The sequence below is a fragment of the Polaromonas sp. P4_F6 genome (assembly GCF_056401275.1).
In genome coordinates, this window is the sequence record NZ_JBFUJQ010000001.1 from 43237 (window position 1) to 62280 (window position 19044).

The following is a 19044-nucleotide window of genomic DNA, read 5'->3' on the forward strand; positions in this document are numbered from 1 at the left end:
GCTTCTGGCAGATTGCGGCCATCAGGAGCCGTAGTTGGTCGATTCCTCTGCAACTCCCTCGGCATTCCAGAAACGCCATATGCCAACTTCCCTACCTTCAAGGTAACGGCCCTCTGAAGCCAGTTTCCCATTGAGGTGATAGTCACGCCACGGGCCATTCTCCTTGTCATTGAGATAGTGCCCTTCCGAAACGACGGTGCCGTCTTGGCCGTACTCAACGAAAAGGCCATGGCGAATCCATCTCGCGCCATCGGAAGCCAGGATCCGGGCGTAGCGGAATCTGACGGCACCTGATTCATGCAGGATTTCCGCGATGTTGAGCTCAGTTTGAACGGCCATTGGAACCTATTGCGGTGGACCGCGGCGCATGGTCGCTACTTGTTTCGCAAGTGAGCTATTGATGTCCCATTGCTGTAATCTGGTCATATCACCGTATTGATTACAGTTGGCGCGGAATGTTGCCGCTCCATCCTTCGCCAGGGCCAGTCTTTGGTTTGTTTTAAACGTGAGATTCCGGTTATGCAGATCAAGCTTATACCGGGCACCCAGAACGGCGTGCTCCAGAATTCTGGCCCTGTGGCGCTCTACTTCCTGTAAAAGATCCTGATGCCCGGCGCGCCATGCCTGGTAATGCTTTTCATTGGTTTCCCGGGTCTCTGGAAACTCTTCTGAACATATGTCGGCAATATCGTGTGCGGCTTCGATGACACCAAAAATGACGCCCATGTCACGGTAGTAATCACCGGCAGACAGTAGCCCTTGTTGGGCAGACACATTGCCGTGCATTCCCTGCGCGGATAGGGTGATGCAAGCGAGTGCGATCGTTTTTTTCATGGCCCCCTCCGTCCGATATTTGTTTCTATTTTTCAACCCCGGGCTCCTGGCAAACCGGGGAAACTCACAACGCCATTCATGGCTCTCTCCCAATGTCCGCTTCTAGCCGGCAGCAGACGCCCTGGCCCATAGCGGGCCTCCGTTCACTTTGCCGTGCTTGAACGCACTGCATTTGTTTCTGGCACCGCCTTGGGGCTTCGTGCCGAGCGAAGCAATTCGGCGATAGCCTGATCCTTGATGGTTATGCGGGTAATTTCGCCTTCGCTGGCTTCTAACATCGCGGATACCACGGCCCCACCTACTGCATTTCCCACTATATTTGCGCCGGCGCCAATACCCGGGCGGAGGGCGGGCATTGCCGTGGTGGTGATCGCCCGGTCAAGGATGTACTGATTCAGGTCGGTGGTGGTTTGGACCTTGTTTTCAAATGCGTACACCATCTCCACTGGTCGTAATTTGTCGTTCGGCAAATAAATCCCGCCCACTTTTACTCGCGGCACGTTTCCCCACAGTTCGCCTATTTCAACGATAGATCGACCGGGTCCATAAAAATAGACCCCGCCGGAGTCCTTGCGCTCTGCGTCATAGATTCCTGGCAACGCAATGTATTCCCACTGCATGCCGTTGAAGGCCTTCACCTTGTAAGACACTTTATCTGTCAACACGATCTGCTCCGGAACATCCGCCATGGCCAGCTTCTCGCGTGTCGCGCACCCGCCCATGAAGACCAAAATCAAAATTAAAAACTGCGACAGCAAGAGGCGGCGAGGCTGGCAGCTTGTTGAACTCAGACGGAAGGCAAGTAGTGAGGTCATTGTCAAAGTTGGCTTTCAAGTTTTTATGGGTAGATATGAATGGCGTTTTCCGGAGCTTTTTTTGAAATTCAATCAACCGCCAGCAAACTGCGATGTTTCGGATCATCGCCGATCATGGGTTTTAGTAATGTCGCCAGTGAAGACGCTTTCTCAATCGGGAAGAGCCCTTAGCCGAAGGCCACTTGATTGAATGTCTGCTCCTGAACAATAACCGGCATCTTATCCAGGAGATCCAGGACCCATAGAGCCCAAAGCCCCGAACCGTTCCGCCTCCTATGCCTTGCATGGAACAACTGCCGGGCTTGTTTCCTCACAGCCATGAATAAAAAGGTATGCGTTCCACCCCCGCAAGCACCGCCCAACGACAACCAAAGACGGCTCGCCCAAGCCCGCCAACACTGGCAAGATCGGCCTGGGGCCGGCGGGGCCGCACGCCGGACACGCACAAGGCAGAACTTCCGGGCCCCGGCTGCCGTTAAGCCTTTGGAGCAGCCGAGCCGGCATGGGCCGCGCCGTGGCCGATTCGCCAAACCCCGCAAAGAATGTCTGCATGCAGACCTTCCTGGCGCGAAGGCATGGCGGATTTCCCTAAGCTGGCTACGTAGGAACCCCATCCTTCCCTCTGATATGGTTGTTGTTATCGTCATCGTGTTCCCGCTTACGGAAAAAATCCTTTCTTCTTCTTTCTCCATGACGCCCATGCCGCCAGCCACCACCGGACGCGCCCATCGATGAGCCCGCGCGAGTCCTGGGTCAACACACAACTGGCCCACGCCTTTATGCGGCATGCCCAGCCCACGCTGCATACGGCGGTGCTGGCGATCATGGCGACGGTGGCGATGCTGTACCGGCATGTGGACCCGCTGGACCTTGGGGTATGGGCGGTGGCGGCAAGCTCCATGACCTTGCTGCGTTATGCCATCCTGCACGCCTACCGCACGCGCCTGGCGGAGGCCGACGGTGTGGCGCTGCGGGAGTTCATGTCGCTGCACAGCTGGGCCTGGCCCTTGAGCGCGGTGGCCTGGGGCGCGCTGATGTTTGTGGTCTACCACCGGGCGCCCGTGGAGGAACAACTGATCTGCATGCTGATGCTGTCGGGCCTCGCGGCGACGGCGGTGTCTTCGTCGCCGCCGTGTTTGCGCACTTTCTCGGCGTACTGCAACGGCCTGGGCGCCTCGGTGCTGGCGGCCTTTGTCTGGCGCATGGACTTTGGGGGCGGCGTGCCCGCCGCGCTGGACACCGGCGCCGAAATGGCGGTGGTGCTGGTGTTCCTGGCGGTGGCGCATGTGACGGGGCGGCGCATGTTCCGGGCCCGGCACATCAGCCTGGAGCGGCAGTTCGATCGCCAGGAACTGATCAAGGCGCTGGAGGAACGAAAACGCGCGGTGGCGGACGCGGAGGCGGTGCGCACGCGTTTTATCGCGAGCGCCGCGCACGAGCTGCGCCGGCCTGTGCATTCGCTGGGCCTGTATGCCGACTGGCTGACGCTGGAGCCGGAGTTCGCCACTCAGATCGCGCGCAAGATCGCCGATTCGACACGCAAGATCGACGACCTGTTTGATTCGCTGTTCAGCCTCGCGGGGCTGGACCCGGCTGCGCTGACGGTGCACACGCAGCCGGTGGATTTGGCCGCGCTGATCCACACGGTGGCCGAAGAGCACCTGCCGCTGGCACGCGAAAAAGGCCTGCGCCTGCGCACCCGGGCAGCCTCGGGGCAGGCGCTGTCGGACCCGGTGCTGCTGGCGCGGCTGGTGGGCAGCCTGCTGTCGAACGCCTTGCGCAACACGCACGGCGGCGGCGTGCTGCTGGCGGCCAGGCCGCGGCGCGGCCAGTGGCGCATAGAACTCTGGGACACGGGCGCGGGCATCGCGCACGAACGCCAGCAAACTTTTCCGCAAGGCATTCCGCAGCAGGGCACGGCCGAGGGCTTCGGGCTGGAGCTGGCGGCGATTTACCGCCTGAGCCAGCTGCTGGGGCATCCGGTGGGGATGGCGGACCGGCAAGGGCGGGGGAGTGTTTTTTGGGTTGAGTTGGCGAGGTACGAAGCTGGCCCGCCGGGCCGGGGGTGATGCCGGTTCTTGCTCCGGCTGAGCGCGCTCTTCCTCCTCCTTCCTCTTTTTAGTTTTGTTGGCCGGGTCTCGCCCCGGCGGGCGAGGCACTTTTGGCGAAACCCGCAAAGCGGGTTTTCTTTGTTCGCCAAAGGCGCGCTACGCGCGCGGGGTTTGCTCACTTCGCGCAGCGAAGTTACGCAAACACCAAAAGTACCCAAAAGAAAGGCGACCCGCAGTCTGGGTCCCTCCGCTGCGCTACGGGCAACCTGCGCTGCTCGACTGCGGAGGGGGTCTGGCTAAACTCGCTACGCTGCGCTTCGCTCAAACAACGCCAGCCCTTATCCCTCCTCCGTCTGCGCTGCTCGGCCCAGCCAGGACGGGGCAAGCGGGAGCGGGGACAGAAGACAAATACCAAAGAGAAATCAATACAAACAAGGACACGCCATGGCGTGTCCTTGTTTCTTCAGGTATTCGGTATTTTTCTCCCACCCCCTTGTGTATGCGCCGAGGAGCGGAGGTTCAGGCGGATCAGGGATCGCGTTGTCTGAGCGAAGCGCAGCGTAGCGAGTTTAGCGAGACCCCGCCTGAACCGAGCACCGCAGGTTGCCCGTAGCGAAGCGAAGGGACGCAGACACCAGGGTCGCCTTTCTTTTGCTTACTTTTCTTTGGCGAAGCAAAGAAAAGTGAGTTGCCGCCGGGCAACCCCGGCCAGCCGCCCTCAGCAGAGGAAAGAGGAAGATGAGGAGGCAGAGCGCGCAAGGCCGGAGCAAGACCCGGCCCCCACCCCGTCGGTCTGCGCCTACAAAAAGCAGCGCCGCCACCGTCTGGCGCACGGCAGGCGCCCCAGGGCAAGATGCAGCCATCATGGCCAGCACCGCGGCGCCCGCTTGCGCCGATACCGATTCCGGTACCAGCCCCTCGTCTCCCGCCGCCGCGACATCACCGTGGCCGCGTGTGCGGCGCTGGGTGTTTCCGGCACTGGGGATTGTCGTCCTGGGCCTGCTGGTGTCGCATGCGCACAAGGTGGACTGGGCCGGCGCCTGGCAGGCGCTGTGGCGTTATTCGCCCTGGCTGCTGTTGGGCGTGCTGGGCCTGGCCACGGCCAGCCATGCGCTGTATGGCTGCTTTGACTTGATAGGCCGGCGCCACACGCGCCACACCTTGCCGCGCCTGCAGGCCTGGGCGATTGCGGTGACGAGTTATGCCTTTAACCTGAACCTGGGCTCGCTGGTGGGCGGCGTGGCGCTGCGCGCGCGGCTGTACACGCGCGCGGGGCTCGACGAAGCCACCATCGCACAAATCGTGGGCCTGAGCCTGGCGACCAACTGGCTGGGCTACGGCCTGGTGGCGGGCAGCCTGTTCGCTGCGGGCCTGATCGCCCCGCCCAGCCAGGCCCACATAGGCGCGACGGCGCTGCGCGTACTGGGCGCGGCCATGGTCTTGCTGGCCCTGGCCTATGTGGCGGCCTGCAAGTTTGCGTACGGACGCGAGTGGCGTGTGCGCGGCAAGCGGCTGACCCTGCCCTCGCCCGGCCTGGCACTGGTGCAACTGCTGCTGTCGGCCACCAACTGGGCGCTGATGGGCGCGGCCATGTACGCGCTGCTGGGCGGCCAGGTGGAGTACGGCAAGGTGCTGGGAGTTCTGATGGCGGCCTCCATCGTGGGAGTGATCATGCCGATCCCGGGAGGCCTGGGGGTGCTGGAGGCGGTGTATCTGGCGCTGTTGTCGGGGAGTGTGAAGCAGGGCACTCTAATGGGAGCCGTATTGGCGTACAGGGCGCTGTACTACCTTTTGCCCTTGGCTGGGGGCTTGCTGTTGTATGTGTTGCTGGAGAAATATGCAGCCAGCCATGCAGGGGCCGCACCCGCTGCCGAATGAAAGCTTTTTTGTGGTTTCTGTATTTGGCTGTTGGTATTCCTATCCCCCCCTTGTGTATGCGCCGAGGAGCGCAGGGCCAGACGGATAAGGGCTGGCGTTGTCTGAGCGAAGCGCAGCGTAGCGAGTTTAGCCAGACCCCGGCTGGACCGAGCACCGCAGGCTGCCCGTAGCGAAGCGAAGGGACGCAGACACCAGGGTCGCCTTTTCTTTGGTGACTTTCTTTTGGCGAAGCAAAAGAAAGTTACTTGCCGCCGGGCAACCCCGGCCAGCCGCCCTCCATAGAGGAAAGAGAGGTAAGAGAACGCACCCGCCGGAGCAAGACCCGGCATCAGCTCCGTTTGGGAATAGCCAACCCCTTCACCACCGCCGGCCGCACCACAAAAACCTCCAACACCCGCTTCACATTCGGAAAGCTGGCGAACTCCACCAGATCGCCGGCTTCATAAAACCCCACCAGATTCCTCACCCACGGGAAGATGGCGATATCGGCAATCGTGTACTGCTCACCCATGATCCAGGCCCGGCCTTCGAGGCGCTGCTCGAGCACGCCCAGCAGGCGCTTGGACTCGGCGACATAGCGGTCGCGGGGCCGCTTGTCTTCATAGGCCTTGCCGGCGAATTTATGGAAGAAACCCAGCTGGCCGAACATGGGGCCTATGCCGCCCATCTGGAACATCAGCCACTGGATGGTTTCATAGCGGGCTGCGGCGTCCTGGGGGATGAACTTGCCGGTTTTTTCGGCCAGGTAGAGCAGGATGGCGCCGGATTCGAACAGCGGCAGCGGCTGGCCGCCGGGGCCTTTGGGGTCGATGATGGCGGGGATCTTGTTGTTGGGGTTGAGCGAGAGAAAGGCCGGCGACATCTGGTCGTTGGTCTCAAAACTCACGAGGTGCGGCTCGTACGCCAGGCCGGTCTCCTCGAGCATGATGGAGACCTTGACGCCGTTGGGCGTGGGCAGCGAGTACAGCTGGATCTGCTCAGGGTGCTGGGCGGGCCATTTCTGGGCGATGGGGAAGTCGTTGGGAAAAACCTGGAGTTGGGTCATGATGTGGCGGATTTTGGGGGGAAAGGCCAGTACGCGGCGCAGCGCCCACTGTATTCCAGATGAAAAAAACGGGTATTCCCCCGCCGGGCCGCACGAAGGGCCATGCCCCGGCCCGGCTTAGAAGTTCAAGGCACCAACACCGTCTTGATGCTGGTTCGCCAGACTTTGGCCAGCTTTTCCCAACCGCCCCGGTTGGGATGGATTTCGTTCTGCCAGTCATGGTCGTTCCCGGTCGTGCCCGGCGTGGCGGGAATCAGCCTTCCATTGGTGGGGACGATGTGCACATTGGCCCGCCCGGTGGCCCAGCCGCCCACGGCGGCCTGGACTTCGCCGAACAGCGCGGCCGTCAGGTCGGGCCACAGCGCGGGGGGAATATTGTTTTTGACGAAGGATGCGTAAAGCCATGCGCGCCCATCCTGGAAGGCGGGTGCGTTACGCGCGGTGGGGGTATCGTAGCTATTCAGGAAGATCGGTATGCCCTGGTGCCGGCTGGATTCCACGGCCTCGTAGAGCGCGCTGAAGTTGGGGTCCAGCCAACGCTCGACCAGGCTCTTCACGGCGGCAGGCCTCAGGCAGTCACGGCCCTGGGCCGGCAGGGCTTGGCCCGCCAGATTTTTGAGCAGGCCCTCACCGGGTGCCGGGTCGCGCGCGGCGTCGATGAAATCATTGCCGCCCGCGCTGAGAAGAATGGCGTCAAATTTCCAGCCAAAAGCCGTCCGGACCCATTGCACAAAATCGCGCTTCTTCTGTCCCATGCGCCGCATGGTGTCGCCGAAGATCGCGAGGTTGATGAACAGCACCGGCTCACCGCCGGCATCCATTTCAGGGGCCAGGCTTTGCAGCAGCGAGGTATGCACCATGGCGCTGCGGTCCATCCAGGAATCGCCCTCCACCAGGATGCGGTATTTGAACTGGTTGGGCGCGAGGCCGTTGTTCAAGTGTCCGGAAAACTCATTGCTGTACATCACGAGGCTTTGCATGGCGAAATCCTTTTAGGTTGAGGAGAAAGCGGGAAGGTCTGGCGCGGCCCGCGGTTCGGACCGTGAACAGGCGCCTGAAAACTCATTGAAAGATGCGCGAGCCGATCAGCACACCCAGCTTGCGGTAGCTTTCCCACTGGGCTTCGTCGAAGAACTGGTCGAAGGTGGTCTGCTGCGGGAAGGAGGGGTTTTTGACCTGGTACTCGAACAGGTCCAGCGGGGCGCTCTGGATCAGGCGGGGCTTGAGCACCAGCAAAAAGGTTTTATCCTTGCAGCCCGCATAGCTCACGCGGTAGAGCAAGGCGCACTTGTCGTCGGGGGCGGCCGCAAGTTTTCCCTCGGTGCCGGCCGGGGCGCACAGCTCGGCCTCGTCGGCGGCGAAGTAGTCCTTCACATTGGCGGAAAACCCGGTGAAGGCGGTCGGCCCGACACACTCGAATTCCGCACCAAAATCAATGCGTGCCAGGCGCATGAGGTTGGACAGGTCTTCGAAGGTGTAGCTCGGGTCGGCGCCGCAGTCGCAGCACACGATGAAGCCGACTTTCCTGCGCAGCAGTTCGAAGACACCGGTGTTCTCAAAATGCCCGCCGTCGCTGAGGTACCAATGCGAGCCGTCCGTGCCCAGGAAGCGGGCGCGCAGCTCGCGCAGCAGATAAGCCTGGTTGCGCCAGCGCGGGGAGATCTTTCTGGCATCCTTCTTCCCGGAGTCCCACCACCAGCCCAGGCGGATGTTGGTGATGGTGAAGAGCATGGCCTGCCCCAGCGAGGTGCCCCGGCCCAGCCCCGTCGAAAACGCCGCACCCGACACGCCCATCCACTGGCCCATGGACAGTTCGGGCGGCGGGGGCCTGAGGGCTTTGGCCAAAGCTTTTGCCTTGGCCGCGATTCTCGCTGTGAGGCTGCCGTCGGCATTGGCTGCTTCAGGCCGGGTACGGGCGAAGTCGCCTGCGCTGCAATCCCAAAGCCGCCCGTTCACGGTGATGCCCGCGGGTGTGACCGCCAGCGGCAGGCCCTGCCTGTCGCGCTGGGTGAGCTGGTCGCCGGTGCCGGTGGTGGCGTTGATGGTCACGTTGACGAGGTGGGCCGGGCCGAGATGATTGTTGCGGTAGTAGACCTCGCGCTGGAAGTCGTCGCTTTGGTCGGCCTCGGTGACGTCCATCTTGGGTGCTTTCGGGTCAAACCGTTTTTGATTCGATGCACCCAGGTAGGCACGCGTCAGGCGCGCGCTGTACATCAGCTGCAGGCTGGACAGGTTGATGAAGCCGAGGAAGTAACCCGCCGCCACCGTAGCGACCAGGCAGAACAACATCAAGAACGCCGGATAGAGGCATTGCATTGCTTCCGATAACCCGAGGCGGGAACCGGTCTGGGTAAACATGGCGTCAATGACAAGTTTTGCGGGACCCGGCGCGGGCGGCTGCATGCCGAACAGCAAGGCCGCGGCCACGCAGTTCCAGGCCACGGCCAGCAGCAGGACCAGCGCCAACCCGACGATACCGAGGATGGCGTTCAGCGGAAGTTTGCTGAGCCAGCCGTCCTTGCCGGGCTGGGCCAGCAAGGGGGCGAACTGCCGTACCAGGGCCACGAGAGCGGTGACGGCGCCGGCCACGCTGAATACCGTGAAGGGCGCCGACTCCTCCATCGTCAGCCAGAGGTAGAGGGTTTGCCCCGCGGTTTCAACCAGCGCCAGCAGACCGACGACCAATGAGGCGGTCAGCACGTTCGAAAGCCATCGCGTCATGCGGTTGCGGAACAGCCGGGATGAAAGGGGTGCAGGGAACAGCGGGCGGCGGGCGGCCCGCACATCCGCAAGCCATTGCCTGATGTGCTCGTCAAACAAGCCGAATGACTTCGGCAGATGCAAGAGCGGGCCGTATTTGGCGGCGAAAAATACCAGCAGGGAAACCGCCAAGGCGACGTCCATCAGCGCCAGCAGGATGATCGGCGCGGGCAGATCGAGGAGCCCGGACACGAGGCCTGTGCCTGCCTGCAGCGCCTTGGATCCGAGGTGGCAGGTGATGAAAATTCCGAGCGCCAGCAATGCCGCGGCAGCCAGCGCCGGATGTAGCACGGGTGCTTTGGCTTTGGGACTGGGCTTGTCCTGGTCCAGCCAATAGGCCACGCCGCAAGGTATCACCGCAAGCAGCAGCCAGATGCCCAGCACGCCGAACCAGGGACTGAACCAGATCTCACCACACCAGAGGGGAAGCTGCTGCGGCTGCAGCTTAGACTCCAGCGCCTGCGCCACCGCCCCAATCCACTCACTATGAACGCTGATATGGCGCAGGGCATACATCAGCAAGAACACGAACAGCAGCGTGACGCCCAACACGTAGTGCACGGCGCACAGGTTGCGGATGGCGATGCCGGCGTCGTAGAGCAGGTCGCCGGTGTTGTTGGGCGCCAGGTAGCGGCCGTTTTCGCGCAGCCAGCGCAGGGGCCGGTCAGGCTCTTTGCCGAGCGCGGTCGCGGACGCGGCCGTGTCTTTGCCCAGCCTGCCCGGGGGATCGGTGGCGAGTGCGGCGTAGGCTTCGCGCGCCAGCTCCGTGGGTGCCGGAGCGGGCGCGGAAACGGGCTCGCCCGGCGCCTGTTCCCTGGCGCGAAACAAGGCGGAGAAGAAGCCCCCTATGTAGCCGCCGCCGCTGACGGTGGACAGGAAATCAAAACGGGCCAACAGCGGCCAGGCGGGATCTGACGGCTTGGGAGAATTTGAGAGCTGCGGCGCATCCGGGGCCCCGGGCAAGGGGCCGTTTTCCCCCGGCAGCTGGAACGGCGCTTTCGCCAGCGCCTGCAGCACGCCGAGGCAGAAGGTTGCGCTGCGGATGCCGCCGCCGGACAGGGCCAGGCCCCATTTTTCCTCGGGGCCCTTGCCGTCGGCATAGACAAACACCCTGCGCGACGCAATGGCCTCGCACTCCGCCCCCAGGATATCTCCTGAAGCCCCCGCTCCTCGAGTGGTTGGGTCCACCATATTTTTCTCCTTCACACGCACCATTGCCGCGAATGTGCCGAAGGCGATGCCCATGGGATGGCGGAACCGCCTGTCTCTTTACGGAAAGATTGACCTCAGCTTAGACAGGGCTTATGGGAAAAACAATGTGCTTATTTCCCCAAATCCGCCCGACGGGCGGGCGCCCGCCCGGGTTTCATGTCCAATAGGGGGATGGAACACCCGAACAAGCCGCAAGACACGCGCGGCGGCAGCGACACCGACACGCGACTGACGGAACTGGAGATCAAGGCGAGTTTTGCCGAGGACCTGCTAGACCAGCTCGATAAGGTCATCGTGCGCCAGCAGCAGCAAATCGACGCGCTGCTGCGCGAGGTGGCCGAACTCAAGGCCGCGCCTGTGCGTGACGGCGACATCACGACGGCACGCAGCCTGCGCGACGAGTTGCCGCCGCATTTCTGAGCACCCCCCCGCTACCAGAGGTTTTTGCCGTCTATCACGGCGACGGGTGCCTCGGCCGCGTCGAAATCATCGAACAGCCGCGCGTTGACGCCTATGCGGCGGGTGCTGCCGTCCCAGTTGCCATCCATCTCGAAGGCCGGGCTGTCCGAGTAGGTGGACACACCGCACTCGGCGCAGAAGTGGTGGTCCACGAGCTTGGTCTGCCAGCGGTAAACCGCGTCGGCGTCCTTGGGTGTGGTGACATGGAACTGTTCGGGCGTGTAATACGCCAGTAATGCCCCGCGCTTGCTGCAGAACGAGCAGGTGCAGCGTGTGAGTTGCGCGGGGATGTCGCCTTCGATGCGAAAGGCGTTTTTGCCGCAATGGCAGCTTCCGGTGATGGTGGCCATGGGCCGTCTCCTGCCGTGAACCGGGCGCCTCAGGCGGCGGCCATGAGTTCCTGTTTGCGGGCGCTGATCTGCGCGCCCAGCTCGGTCATGTCCAGCCGGGTGGCGCGGGCCTTGGGGAAGATTTCGTTCTGCTCTTCCTTGACGTGGTGCTTGACGTATTCGGACATGACCTTGATCTTGGCGTCGAACATTTCACCGTCGGGCTCCAGGCCCTCGACCTGGGCGATCAGGTCCTTGAGGGTGGCGTGCTCGACGCTGGCCTCGGGAATCAGCTCATGGTCCTTGAGGGCGGCCTTGACGGCGGGGTAGAAAATTTCTTCCTCGACCTGCGCATGCACCGTGAGCTCCTTGCAGATCTGGGTGACCAGTTCCTTCTTTTTGGCGGGGGAGCGGCTTTTTTCGTACTGTTCAAAAAGCTCGCTGACCAGCTTGTGGTCGGCCCTGAGCATGGCGGTGGCTTCCTTGTGCACGGGTGTGGCCTTGGTGGTGGGCATGGTATTTCCTTTAATGGGGTGGTGCGGATGGGTCGCAACCCGGGGCGGGCTGTTACGCGATTCTTGGGAAGCGACCGCCGCCTCGGGGTAGGCCAAGCTTGCCAGCGCATGTAGGAAACCGCGCGCCACGGCGACGGCGGCCTTGGCCCTGCGGCCTAGCCCGGCGAATTGGCGGGCGAGGGTTCGCCGGCCCCGCCCAAGGCCGCGCCGGGCCTGAGCAGCACAGCGCCCAGCACGGCGGCCACGGCCGCGAAGACCGCGCCGATCACAAAGGCCAGCTGGTAGCCGCCGTTGAGCGCCGCGGTCGCGTCCAGCCCGGCACCGCCCAGCGACGTGGTGCGCGCGGCCGCGAGGCTGGCCAGCACGGCCAGGCCCAGGGCGCCGCCCATCATGAAAGAAGTGTTGACCACGCCGGAGGCAATGCCGGATTCGCTGGGGTCCACATCGCTCATGGCGGCCAGCAGCACGGGGTTGAAGGCCATGCCGGCCCCCAGGCCCAGCAGCAGCATGCCGGGCAGCACGTCGAGCGCGAAGCTGCCGGCCACGGGCGCGCGCGCGAACAGGGCCAGGCCCACGGCGGCCAGCAGCAGGCCCACGGCCAGCGGCGCGCGTATGCCGAAGCGCATGACGATCTTGGCCGACAGGCCCAGCGAGAAGGCGGCCATGATGAGGTTGGCCGGCAGAAAGCCCAGGCCCACCTGCAGGGCGCTGTAGCCCAGCACCAGCTGCATGTAGAGCGCCGAGATAAAAAACCAGGCGAACATGGCGGCCGCCCAGAGCACACCGACCACATTGGCGGTGGCGACGTTGCGCAGGCGGAACAGGCCCAGCGGCATCAGCGGCGTCTGTACCTTGGATTCAATCGCCAGGAAGACGGCCATGAGCACCGCGGCCGCGCCCAGCAGGCCCAGGGTCTGGCCCGAGAGCCAGCCGGCCTCGTTGCCGTTGACGATGCCGTAGACGGCCAGCATCAGCGAGCTGGTGACGGTGACGGCGCCGCCCACGTCAAGCCTGGCGCCCGTGGCCTGGCCCTTGCCGCCGGGCAGCAGCAAGAGGCACAGCGCGAAGACCGCGCCGCCTATGGGCAGGTTGACCAGAAAAATCCAGTGCCAGCTCAGCGAGTCGGTGAGCACACCGCCCAGCAGCACGCCTATGCTGCCGCCGCCGGCGCAGACAAAACCGTAGACACCCATGGCCTTGGCGCGCTCGGCCGGCTCGGTGAAGAGGTTCATGATCAGCGAGAGCGAAATCGCCGACACCACCGCGCCGCCCAGGCCCTGCACCGCGCGCGCGACGATGAGCAGCGCCTGCGAGTTGGCGATGCCGCAGGCCAGCGAGGCCAGGGTGAAGAGGCTGAGCCCCGCGAGGAACAGCCGGCGGTGGCCGTACAAGTCACCGAGCCGGCCGCCCAGCAGCAGAAAACCGCCGAAGGTCAGCATGTAAGCGTTGACCACCCAGACCAGCGAGGTTTCGGTGAAATGCAGGTCGGTGCGTATGGAAGGCAGGGCGACGTTGACGATGGTGGTGTCGAGCACGATCATCAGCACCCCGAGGCACAGAACCATCAGGGCCCACCAGCGCTTGCGGCTGTCCATGTGTTGTCTCATTGGCGATTTCTCCTCTGCTTGAATGAATGTCTCAGGTCAGGTTCACATCAATCCGGATCAATCCAGCACCGTGCCGCTGGTCAGGTTCACGACGGTGCCCGTCATCGCGCCGGCCGCCGCCGAGGCCATGAACACCGCCGTATCGGCCACCTGCGCCAGGGTGGGCAGGCGCTGCGTCAGCGTGGCCGCAGCGGCGCCGGCCAGCCAGTCGTCCATCCCCATGCCGGCGCTGCGGGCGTTGGACCTGAACACCTCGCCGGTGTAAGAGCCCATCTCCACCGCTTCAGGAATGGCGTGCGGCCTGAGACAGATGACGCGTATGCCGCCGGGCGCGAGTTCGGCGGCAAGCAGGCGCGAAAACCATTCCGTGGCCGCGGATGTTACGCCATTGCCGATAAAGCCGCTGCCCGTCATTTTGGCGCCGGGCGTGGACAGGGTGAGGATGACGCCGGACTTGTGGCGGGCCATGTGCCGGGCCACGGCCTGGGCGGTGATGAAGTAGCTGCGCAGGTAGGCATTGATGGGCAGCGCGAAGTCTTCCAGCGCGAGCTGGGCAAAAGGCGTGCCCTGCACATGCGGGATGCCGACGGCATTGAGCGCGATGTCGATGCGGCCGGCGCGGGCCGCCACGCTGTCGGCATGGCGGTGCACGGCCTGCTCGTCAAGCGCATCCAGCGGCGTGACCTCGGCCGCGCCGCCCGCCGCCGCGATGTCGCGCGCGACGGCCTCCAGCCGGGCCGGTGTGCGCCCGGCCAGGAACACACGGGCGCCCTCGCGCGCAAACGCGCGGGCAGTGGCGCCCCCGATGGCACCGCCGGCGCCGTAAATGACCGCGACCTTGTCCTTGAGCTGCATGGGTCCTCCTAGTCTGTGATGGTCAATTGCTATTAATTTGGCAGCACCTCACAGGCATGCCTAATGGGCTACAGCCATTTCTCTCTTGAGGGTATTTTGGATTTCCGATGGGCCGGACGGTTGCCGGTGCGGTGCTGAGCTACGGCCTGACCGATACCGACCTGCGCTACGAGGGCAACAGCAAGGCGCGCTTTCACGTCAAGCTCAGGGGACCGTCGGCTTTCCTCAAGTTGCGTTTCCAGAGGGCCCTTCATGCAACGGGAGCCTCGGCGTGGCAACAGGCCGGGGCGGCCTGCGCCGTGGGCTCCACCGCGCCGTATTTGTCGTGGTGGCGCACCCAGGCCATGGGAAAGGGCTGGCCATCTTCGTCGCGCCCCTTGGACGTGAGGTCCATGTACTGGTAAGTGCCCACCAGGGCGTCCGCGCCGCGGGCGTAGCTTGAATAGGTGTGGAAAACGTTGCCCTGGCCGTCGCGCGCGAAGACGCTGAAGCCGTGCAGGTCCTCCATGCCGCCGACGTCTTCCATGCGGTAGTTGTAGTCCACCTTTCCGCCCGCGAGTGCTTCGGGTGTGAAGGAGACGTGGTAGTCGTAATTGAAATCGCCGCCAAAGGAGGACACCCACTTGAATCGCCAGCCCATGCGCCGCTTGAAGGCGGCGAGCTTGTCCAGCGGCGCACGCGAGACCACGGCCAGCGTGATGCCGCGCGCGGCCAGGTGCGGCAGGGTGGCGTCGATGTGGTCCGCCAGAAACGAGCAGCTGCGGCAGCCCTCTTCCCAGTCCGGGCCGAACATGAAGTGGTAGACGATGAGCTGGCTGCGCCCGTCAAACAGCCCGGCCAGGCTTTCGCTACCGTTAGCGCCGTCGAACACATAGGCCTTGTCGACCGCCACCCAGGGCAGGCGGCGCCGCTCGGCGCTCACCAGGTCGCGCTGGGCGGTGAGTTCTTTTTCGCGGGCCAGCAGCAGGCGGCGGGCGGCAAGCCATTCTTCTCGGGACACGATGGCGTGCATGGCGGTGTGGGTGTTCACGGGCGGGACTCCTTGGGAGGGATGGGAGGAATCAGCGGTTGAGGATGTGCAGGATGTTGCCGTCCGGGTCCTTGAACCAGGCGCCCTTGAAGTCACCGGCCACATGGGCGTCGCCCTGCAAGGTCATGCCGGGCAGGTCGTAGTGCTCAAACACCACGCCCTTGGCCTTGAGGGCCTTGAGGACGCCGTCGAACTCGTCGCCCACCGACCAGGTACAGGCGGTCGCCTGGTTGGTGCCCGCGAACTGCGAGACGTAGACGACCAGGGTGGCGGTGCCGCTCTGGTAAGTGAGCACGCCCTCTTCCGTGCTTTCCAGCGGCGTGAGGGCCAGCTTGCCCTCATAGAACTTGCGGGCGGCGGCCAGGTCCTTGACGGCGATGGTGGGCATGGCGTTTCGGTTGGCGAGCATGGTGGACTCCTTTCAGGGGGATGCGCTCCAGGCGGCGGACGGCGCGGACTATGCAGCGGGGAAAAGTTTGTCGAGTTTGAGGAAGGCGCCGGCCCAGCCCTGGTTGTGGCTGTCGCGTGCGGCCTGGTCGAAGAATTTTTCATGCATGAACACGAGCTCAGTGCCGCCGCCCGAGGGCCGCAGCGTGACAGTGACCCGCGACACACGTTCGGGCGTGCTCTGCCAGCCCCAGTCGAACACCAGCTTGTGGGGCGGCTCCACTTCCAGGTAGGTGCCGGCCACGTTGTGGGTCTCCTGGCCCGGCACGCCGAAGCGGATGTGGTAACGGCCGCCCACGCGCACGTCCATCTCGGCCAGGGTCACCACGCCGGCCGGGTCGGGGCCGAACCACTGGGCTAGCGCTTGCGGGTCGGTCCACGCGCGCCAGACTTTTTCGCAGCTGGCGGGGTAGTGCCGGGTGAAGTGGACGGAGGTCGGCTTGCCTTGCGTTGCGCTTCTTTCCATGGCGGGTTCAGCTCCTCTTGGTGGTACAGGTAGCGGCCCAGCGCGTCCAGGCGCTCGGACCAGAACTTCTCGTAACGGGACAGCCACATGGCGGCCTCCTGCATGGGCTCGGGCGACAGGGCCAGGTTGACGACACGCCCGTCCTTGGCGCGGGTCACCAGGCCGGCATCCTCGAGCACGCGCAGATGCTTCATGAAGCCGGGCAAGGACATGCCGTGCGGCTGGGCCAGCTCGCCGACGGAGAGATGGCCGCGCTCCAGGTCTTGCAGCACCTTGCGGCGTGTCGGGTCCGCCAGCGCGGCGAACACGGCGCTCAGGGCCTCATCGGCATTGTCTTGATACTTAACCATTTGGCTTAGTATTGAGCAAGCGGCCGTGGGCTGTCAACCGGGGCCCGGAACAAAGATGTTTTTTTGTGTGATCGCGCCGCCCGCCGGCCTGCAAAGAAGTGTGTCCCCGGCGCACGCGCAGGTAAAGCGGCGCAACACCCTGCAAGAACACTGGTATTGGGGGCGGGGGTAGCATCCAATGATGCCTATGACCTACTTACACAGGAAGCCCATGAAGCAGCCCACGACAAAGACCCTCCCCATCCGCGCGCCTTCCAGCCCGGCCCGCTCCCGCATGGTGATGCTGGGGTCTTTGCTGGCCCTGGCCGCCGCGGCCGCCCTGCTGGCCGCCCAGGCGCAGGCCCAGACGGCGGAGCCGGCGGCAGCGGCCTCCGCGCCCCCCGTTGCCGCACCCGCGGTCGCCAAGTACGACCCCAAGGACCTGGAGCGCGCCTTCAAGTTCATGGACAAGAACGGCGACGGCAAGATCAGCCGCGATGAGGCTTCGAACTTTCGCGGCGTCTCGAAACACTTTGACGAGGCCGACCTCAACAAGGACAACTTTCTCTCGCGCGAGGAATTCGACAACGCGATGAACCAGAGCCGGCAACCCTGAGGAACCCCTCGCCCATGAAAAAAGCCGTGCGGTTTGCAGCCGCACGGCTTTTGTTTTTCTGGACGCTGGTTGCGATCAGTTCTTGAGCTTCACGTTCCAGAAGAAGGGCCACAGCGCGGGCTGGTAGTTTTCGAGTTTGGTGGACTTGGCCGACAGGCTGTTGAATTTGCCGATGTCGATGTAGGGCACCTCGTCGTACACCAGCTGCTGCACCTTGCCCCACAGCGGCCCGCGCTTGGCCGGAAGCGGGATGTGGTTGAACTCGAGCAGCGCGGCCTGTTTGGCCGGGGTGTTCCACCAGCCCGGCGCGCCGTCGCCGAGTTGCGGCGGCGAGAGCATGGGTTCGGGCAAGAGGCCTGAGTGCGTGACGTAGATGTCCCAGGCGGAGGAGTCGTTGCGGCGCTGAACCAGGGTGGACCAGTCGACCACGGTGAGCTCGGCCTTGATGCCGGCGCGCTTGAGCTGCTCGGCCATGACCACGGCCATGTTGTAGTGGAAGTCGTACTGGCGGCTGGTGAGGATGCGCACGGTCTCGCCCTTGTAGCCGGCGGCTTCGGCCAGGCCCTTGGCCTTGGCGGGATCACGCTGGTTGTAGCTCTCGCTGCCGGCGGCGGAGTAATACGGCGAGCCCTGCGGGAAGTGGTTGGCCTCGGCCGTGAAGAAGCGCGTGTCGCCAAAACCGGCGGCCATCATTTCGCCGGGGCCTATGGCGGTCTGTATCGCCTGGCGCATGCCCTTGTTGGCGTTGATGCCCTCGCGGGTGTTGAACACCAGGTACGGGAAACCGAAGGCCGGCGTGATCACGGGCGCGGCGCGGCCGCCGGATTTTTCGAGACGGGCCAGCGCGTCTATGGGCAGCAGGTCGGCGAAGTGGAACTGGCCGGACAAGGCGCCTTCAACGCGCGTGCCGGGCGTGGGCACGGGGATGAAGCGCAGTTCCTCGATGAAGGCCTCGCGCTTGCCGCCGTAGCCGTTGGCCGGCTCCTTGCGCGAGGTGTAGCCGTCAAAGCGCGTGAGCACCACGAACTGGTCGGTGCGGCGCTCCTTGAACTTGTAGGGGCCCGTGCCTATGAAGTCGCGCAGCGGAATCTGCACGGCCTCCTTGGCCATGATGGCGGCCATGCCGCTGGGAAGGGCCAGCTGCGCGAGCAGCGGCGCGTAAGGCCCCCTGAGCGTCAGCTCCACCGTGAGGGGGCCGGCGACCTTCAAATCGACGATTTCCTTGCCCACGGCCTTGCCGCGCGGCGCCTCCTTGATCCAGCGCTTGAGGCTGACGACCACGTCCTCGGCGTCGAGCGCGCGGCCCGAGTGCAGCTTCACGCCCTTGCGCAGCGTGATGGTGACGACCTTGCCGTCAGCCGAGAAACGCGGCATGCCGTCGGCCAGCATGGGCACGACATTCCATTTGGCGTCAAAGGTGTAGAGCGGCTCGTACACGTGCTGCATGATGGTGCCGACCAGGTCGGTGGTGGCCTGCATGGGGTCGAGCGAGGGCGGTTCACCCACCATGGCCAGGTTGGCCACAGAGGCCGGCGCCTGCGCCAGCGCGGGTGCGGCGCCCTGCAGAACGGCCATCAGGCCAAAAACCAGGGCCGGCAGCAGCCGGCACGTATGCGGGCGATGGTTAACCATAAAGCACTCCTAAGTGAAAGTAATTTTCAGAATCCGTAGGATATTTGGCTAAATGTGACTTTATGTAAGTGAATACCCTGGGTGGCGTGCACTTATTCTGAAATTAAATTTCTCATCTAGCGCAAATCAAGCCTGCGGACCGCAAAGCCCGCAGGCTGAGCCGC

General features: G+C 64.0%; 19 protein-coding genes. 4 read left to right on the forward strand and 15 right to left on the reverse strand.

The features are described from left to right. Positions 1-21: 21 nt before the first annotated feature. The 3 genes from AC1DUN_RS00250 to AC1DUN_RS00260 all read right to left on the reverse strand — a co-directional run bounded on the left by AC1DUN_RS00250 (position 22) and on the right by AC1DUN_RS00260 (position 1649). On the reverse strand, positions 22-339 hold the full coding sequence (locus AC1DUN_RS00250) for a toxin-antitoxin system YwqK family antitoxin (RefSeq protein ID WP_074580402.1): 318 nt from the start codon (positions 337-339) through the stop codon (positions 22-24). Positions 340-345: 6 nt separating this feature from the next. Beyond that, positions 346-834 carry a hypothetical protein gene (locus AC1DUN_RS00255; RefSeq protein WP_477712217.1) on the reverse strand — a complete coding sequence of 163 codons (489 nt, stop codon included), beginning with the start codon at positions 832-834 and terminating at the stop codon, positions 346-348. 143 nt (positions 835-977) lie between these two features. Then, positions 978-1649, reverse strand: coding sequence for a hypothetical protein (locus AC1DUN_RS00260; protein ID WP_477712218.1), 672 nt, complete (start codon positions 1647-1649; stop codon positions 978-980). A 731-nt stretch (positions 1650-2380) separates the two neighbouring features. Between AC1DUN_RS00260 and AC1DUN_RS00265 the strand changes: the two genes are divergently transcribed. Further along, positions 2381-3718, forward strand: coding sequence for a sensor histidine kinase (locus tag AC1DUN_RS00265; RefSeq protein WP_477712219.1), 1338 nt, complete (start codon positions 2381-2383; stop codon positions 3716-3718). Positions 3719-4564: 846 nt separating this feature from the next. Beyond that, a complete protein-coding gene (locus AC1DUN_RS00270; RefSeq protein ID WP_477712220.1) occupies positions 4565-5578 on the forward strand; it encodes a lysylphosphatidylglycerol synthase domain-containing protein in 1014 nt (337 codons plus the stop codon). A 328-nt stretch (positions 5579-5906) separates the two neighbouring features. Here the strand turns inward: AC1DUN_RS00270 and AC1DUN_RS00275 are convergent, their stop codons facing one another. From AC1DUN_RS00275 to AC1DUN_RS00285, 3 genes are all read right to left on the reverse strand, one after another. Beyond that, positions 5907-6623: a glutathione S-transferase N-terminal domain-containing protein gene (locus tag AC1DUN_RS00275; protein WP_477712221.1), complete on the reverse strand. Its 717-nt coding sequence runs from the start codon at positions 6621-6623 to the stop codon at positions 5907-5909. A 125-nt stretch (positions 6624-6748) separates the two neighbouring features. After that, positions 6749-7603, reverse strand: coding sequence for a hypothetical protein (locus AC1DUN_RS00280; protein WP_477712222.1), 855 nt, complete (start codon positions 7601-7603; stop codon positions 6749-6751). An 82-nt stretch (positions 7604-7685) separates the two neighbouring features. Then, complete coding sequence (locus tag AC1DUN_RS00285) at positions 7686-10574, reverse strand: hypothetical protein (protein ID WP_477712223.1); 2889 nt, start codon at positions 10572-10574, stop codon at positions 7686-7688. Between the two features lie 192 nt (positions 10575-10766). Between AC1DUN_RS00285 and AC1DUN_RS00290 the strand changes: the two genes are divergently transcribed. Then, positions 10767-11015, forward strand: a complete 249-nt coding sequence (locus tag AC1DUN_RS00290) for a SlyX family protein (RefSeq protein ID WP_477712224.1) — start codon at positions 10767-10769, stop codon at positions 11013-11015. An 11-nt stretch (positions 11016-11026) separates the two neighbouring features. Here the strand turns inward: AC1DUN_RS00290 and AC1DUN_RS00295 are convergent, their stop codons facing one another. The 8 genes from AC1DUN_RS00295 to AC1DUN_RS00330 all read right to left on the reverse strand — a co-directional run bounded on the left by AC1DUN_RS00295 (position 11027) and on the right by AC1DUN_RS00330 (position 16653). After that, positions 11027-11404 carry a GFA family protein gene (locus AC1DUN_RS00295; RefSeq protein WP_477712225.1) on the reverse strand — a complete coding sequence of 126 codons (378 nt, stop codon included), beginning with the start codon at positions 11402-11404 and terminating at the stop codon, positions 11027-11029. A 29-nt stretch (positions 11405-11433) separates the two neighbouring features. Further along, entirely contained in the window at positions 11434-11898 is a 465-nt protein-coding gene (locus AC1DUN_RS00300) for a hemerythrin domain-containing protein (RefSeq protein ID WP_477662285.1), read from the reverse strand. Between the two features lie 155 nt (positions 11899-12053). Then, the gene (locus AC1DUN_RS00305) at positions 12054-13505 is read right to left on the reverse strand and encodes a DHA2 family efflux MFS transporter permease subunit (protein ID WP_477712226.1); all 1452 of its coding nucleotides are present in this window, start codon (positions 13503-13505) and stop codon (positions 12054-12056) included. A 57-nt stretch (positions 13506-13562) separates the two neighbouring features. Then, positions 13563-14360, reverse strand: a complete 798-nt coding sequence (locus tag AC1DUN_RS00310; RefSeq protein WP_477712227.1) for an SDR family NAD(P)-dependent oxidoreductase — start codon at positions 14358-14360, stop codon at positions 13563-13565. A 250-nt stretch (positions 14361-14610) separates the two neighbouring features. Continuing rightward, positions 14611-15390: a DUF899 domain-containing protein gene (locus AC1DUN_RS00315; RefSeq protein WP_477712228.1), complete on the reverse strand. Its 780-nt coding sequence runs from the start codon at positions 15388-15390 to the stop codon at positions 14611-14613. 31 nt (positions 15391-15421) lie between these two features. Further along, positions 15422-15799 (reverse strand): VOC family protein, encoded by a 378-nt coding sequence (locus tag AC1DUN_RS00320; protein ID WP_477712229.1) that lies wholly within the window; start codon positions 15797-15799, stop codon positions 15422-15424. 48 nt (positions 15800-15847) lie between these two features. After that, positions 15848-16303 (reverse strand): SRPBCC family protein, encoded by a 456-nt coding sequence (locus AC1DUN_RS00325; protein ID WP_477712230.1) that lies wholly within the window; start codon positions 16301-16303, stop codon positions 15848-15850. Then, positions 16195-16653 (reverse strand): ArsR/SmtB family transcription factor, encoded by a 459-nt coding sequence (locus tag AC1DUN_RS00330; RefSeq protein ID WP_477712231.1) that lies wholly within the window; start codon positions 16651-16653, stop codon positions 16195-16197. Before AC1DUN_RS00330 ends, AC1DUN_RS00325 begins: the two co-directional genes overlap by 109 nt. Before the next feature lie 211 nt (positions 16654-16864). Between AC1DUN_RS00330 and AC1DUN_RS00335 the strand changes: the two genes are divergently transcribed. Beyond that, entirely contained in the window at positions 16865-17248 is a 384-nt protein-coding gene (locus AC1DUN_RS00335; RefSeq protein WP_477712232.1) for an EF-hand domain-containing protein, read from the forward strand. Positions 17249-17323: 75 nt separating this feature from the next. On the opposite strand, the gene AC1DUN_RS00340 is transcribed toward AC1DUN_RS00335, so the two are convergent. Next, the gene (locus AC1DUN_RS00340) at positions 17324-18880 is read right to left on the reverse strand and encodes an ABC transporter substrate-binding protein (RefSeq protein WP_477712233.1); all 1557 of its coding nucleotides are present in this window, start codon (positions 18878-18880) and stop codon (positions 17324-17326) included. Positions 18881-19044: the final 164 nt, after the last annotated feature.

Coding starts and splice junctions, on each gene's coding strand:
- AC1DUN_RS00290 (WP_477712224.1), top strand. CDS start 10,767: ATGGAACACCCGAACAAGCCGCAAGACACGCGCGGCGGCAGCGACACC.
- AC1DUN_RS00295 (WP_477712225.1), bottom strand. CDS start 11,404: ATGGCCACCATCACCGGAAGCTGCCATTGCGGCAAAAACGCCTTTCGC.
- AC1DUN_RS00325 (WP_477712230.1), bottom strand. CDS start 16,303: ATGGAAAGAAGCGCAACGCAAGGCAAGCCGACCTCCGTCCACTTCACC.
- AC1DUN_RS00255 (WP_477712217.1), bottom strand. CDS start 834: ATGAAAAAAACGATCGCACTCGCTTGCATCACCCTATCCGCGCAGGGA.
- AC1DUN_RS00265 (WP_477712219.1), top strand. CDS start 2,381: ATGAGCCCGCGCGAGTCCTGGGTCAACACACAACTGGCCCACGCCTTT.
- AC1DUN_RS00320 (WP_477712229.1), bottom strand. CDS start 15,799: ATGCTCGCCAACCGAAACGCCATGCCCACCATCGCCGTCAAGGACCTG.
- AC1DUN_RS00300 (WP_477662285.1), bottom strand. CDS start 11,898: ATGCCCACCACCAAGGCCACACCCGTGCACAAGGAAGCCACCGCCATG.
- AC1DUN_RS00250 (WP_074580402.1), bottom strand. CDS start 339: ATGGCCGTTCAAACTGAGCTCAACATCGCGGAAATCCTGCATGAATCA.
- AC1DUN_RS00270 (WP_477712220.1), top strand. CDS start 4,565: ATGGCCAGCACCGCGGCGCCCGCTTGCGCCGATACCGATTCCGGTACC.
- AC1DUN_RS00340 (WP_477712233.1), bottom strand. CDS start 18,880: ATGGTTAACCATCGCCCGCATACGTGCCGGCTGCTGCCGGCCCTGGTT.
- AC1DUN_RS00330 (WP_477712231.1), bottom strand. CDS start 16,653: ATGGTTAAGTATCAAGACAATGCCGATGAGGCCCTGAGCGCCGTGTTC.
- AC1DUN_RS00260 (WP_477712218.1), bottom strand. CDS start 1,649: ATGACCTCACTACTTGCCTTCCGTCTGAGTTCAACAAGCTGCCAGCCT.
- AC1DUN_RS00280 (WP_477712222.1), bottom strand. CDS start 7,603: ATGCAAAGCCTCGTGATGTACAGCAATGAGTTTTCCGGACACTTGAAC.
- AC1DUN_RS00275 (WP_477712221.1), bottom strand. CDS start 6,623: ATGACCCAACTCCAGGTTTTTCCCAACGACTTCCCCATCGCCCAGAAA.
- AC1DUN_RS00305 (WP_477712226.1), bottom strand. CDS start 13,505: ATGAGACAACACATGGACAGCCGCAAGCGCTGGTGGGCCCTGATGGTT.
- AC1DUN_RS00285 (WP_477712223.1), bottom strand. CDS start 10,574: ATGGTGGACCCAACCACTCGAGGAGCGGGGGCTTCAGGAGATATCCTG.
- AC1DUN_RS00310 (WP_477712227.1), bottom strand. CDS start 14,360: ATGCAGCTCAAGGACAAGGTCGCGGTCATTTACGGCGCCGGCGGTGCC.
- AC1DUN_RS00335 (WP_477712232.1), top strand. CDS start 16,865: ATGAAGCAGCCCACGACAAAGACCCTCCCCATCCGCGCGCCTTCCAGC.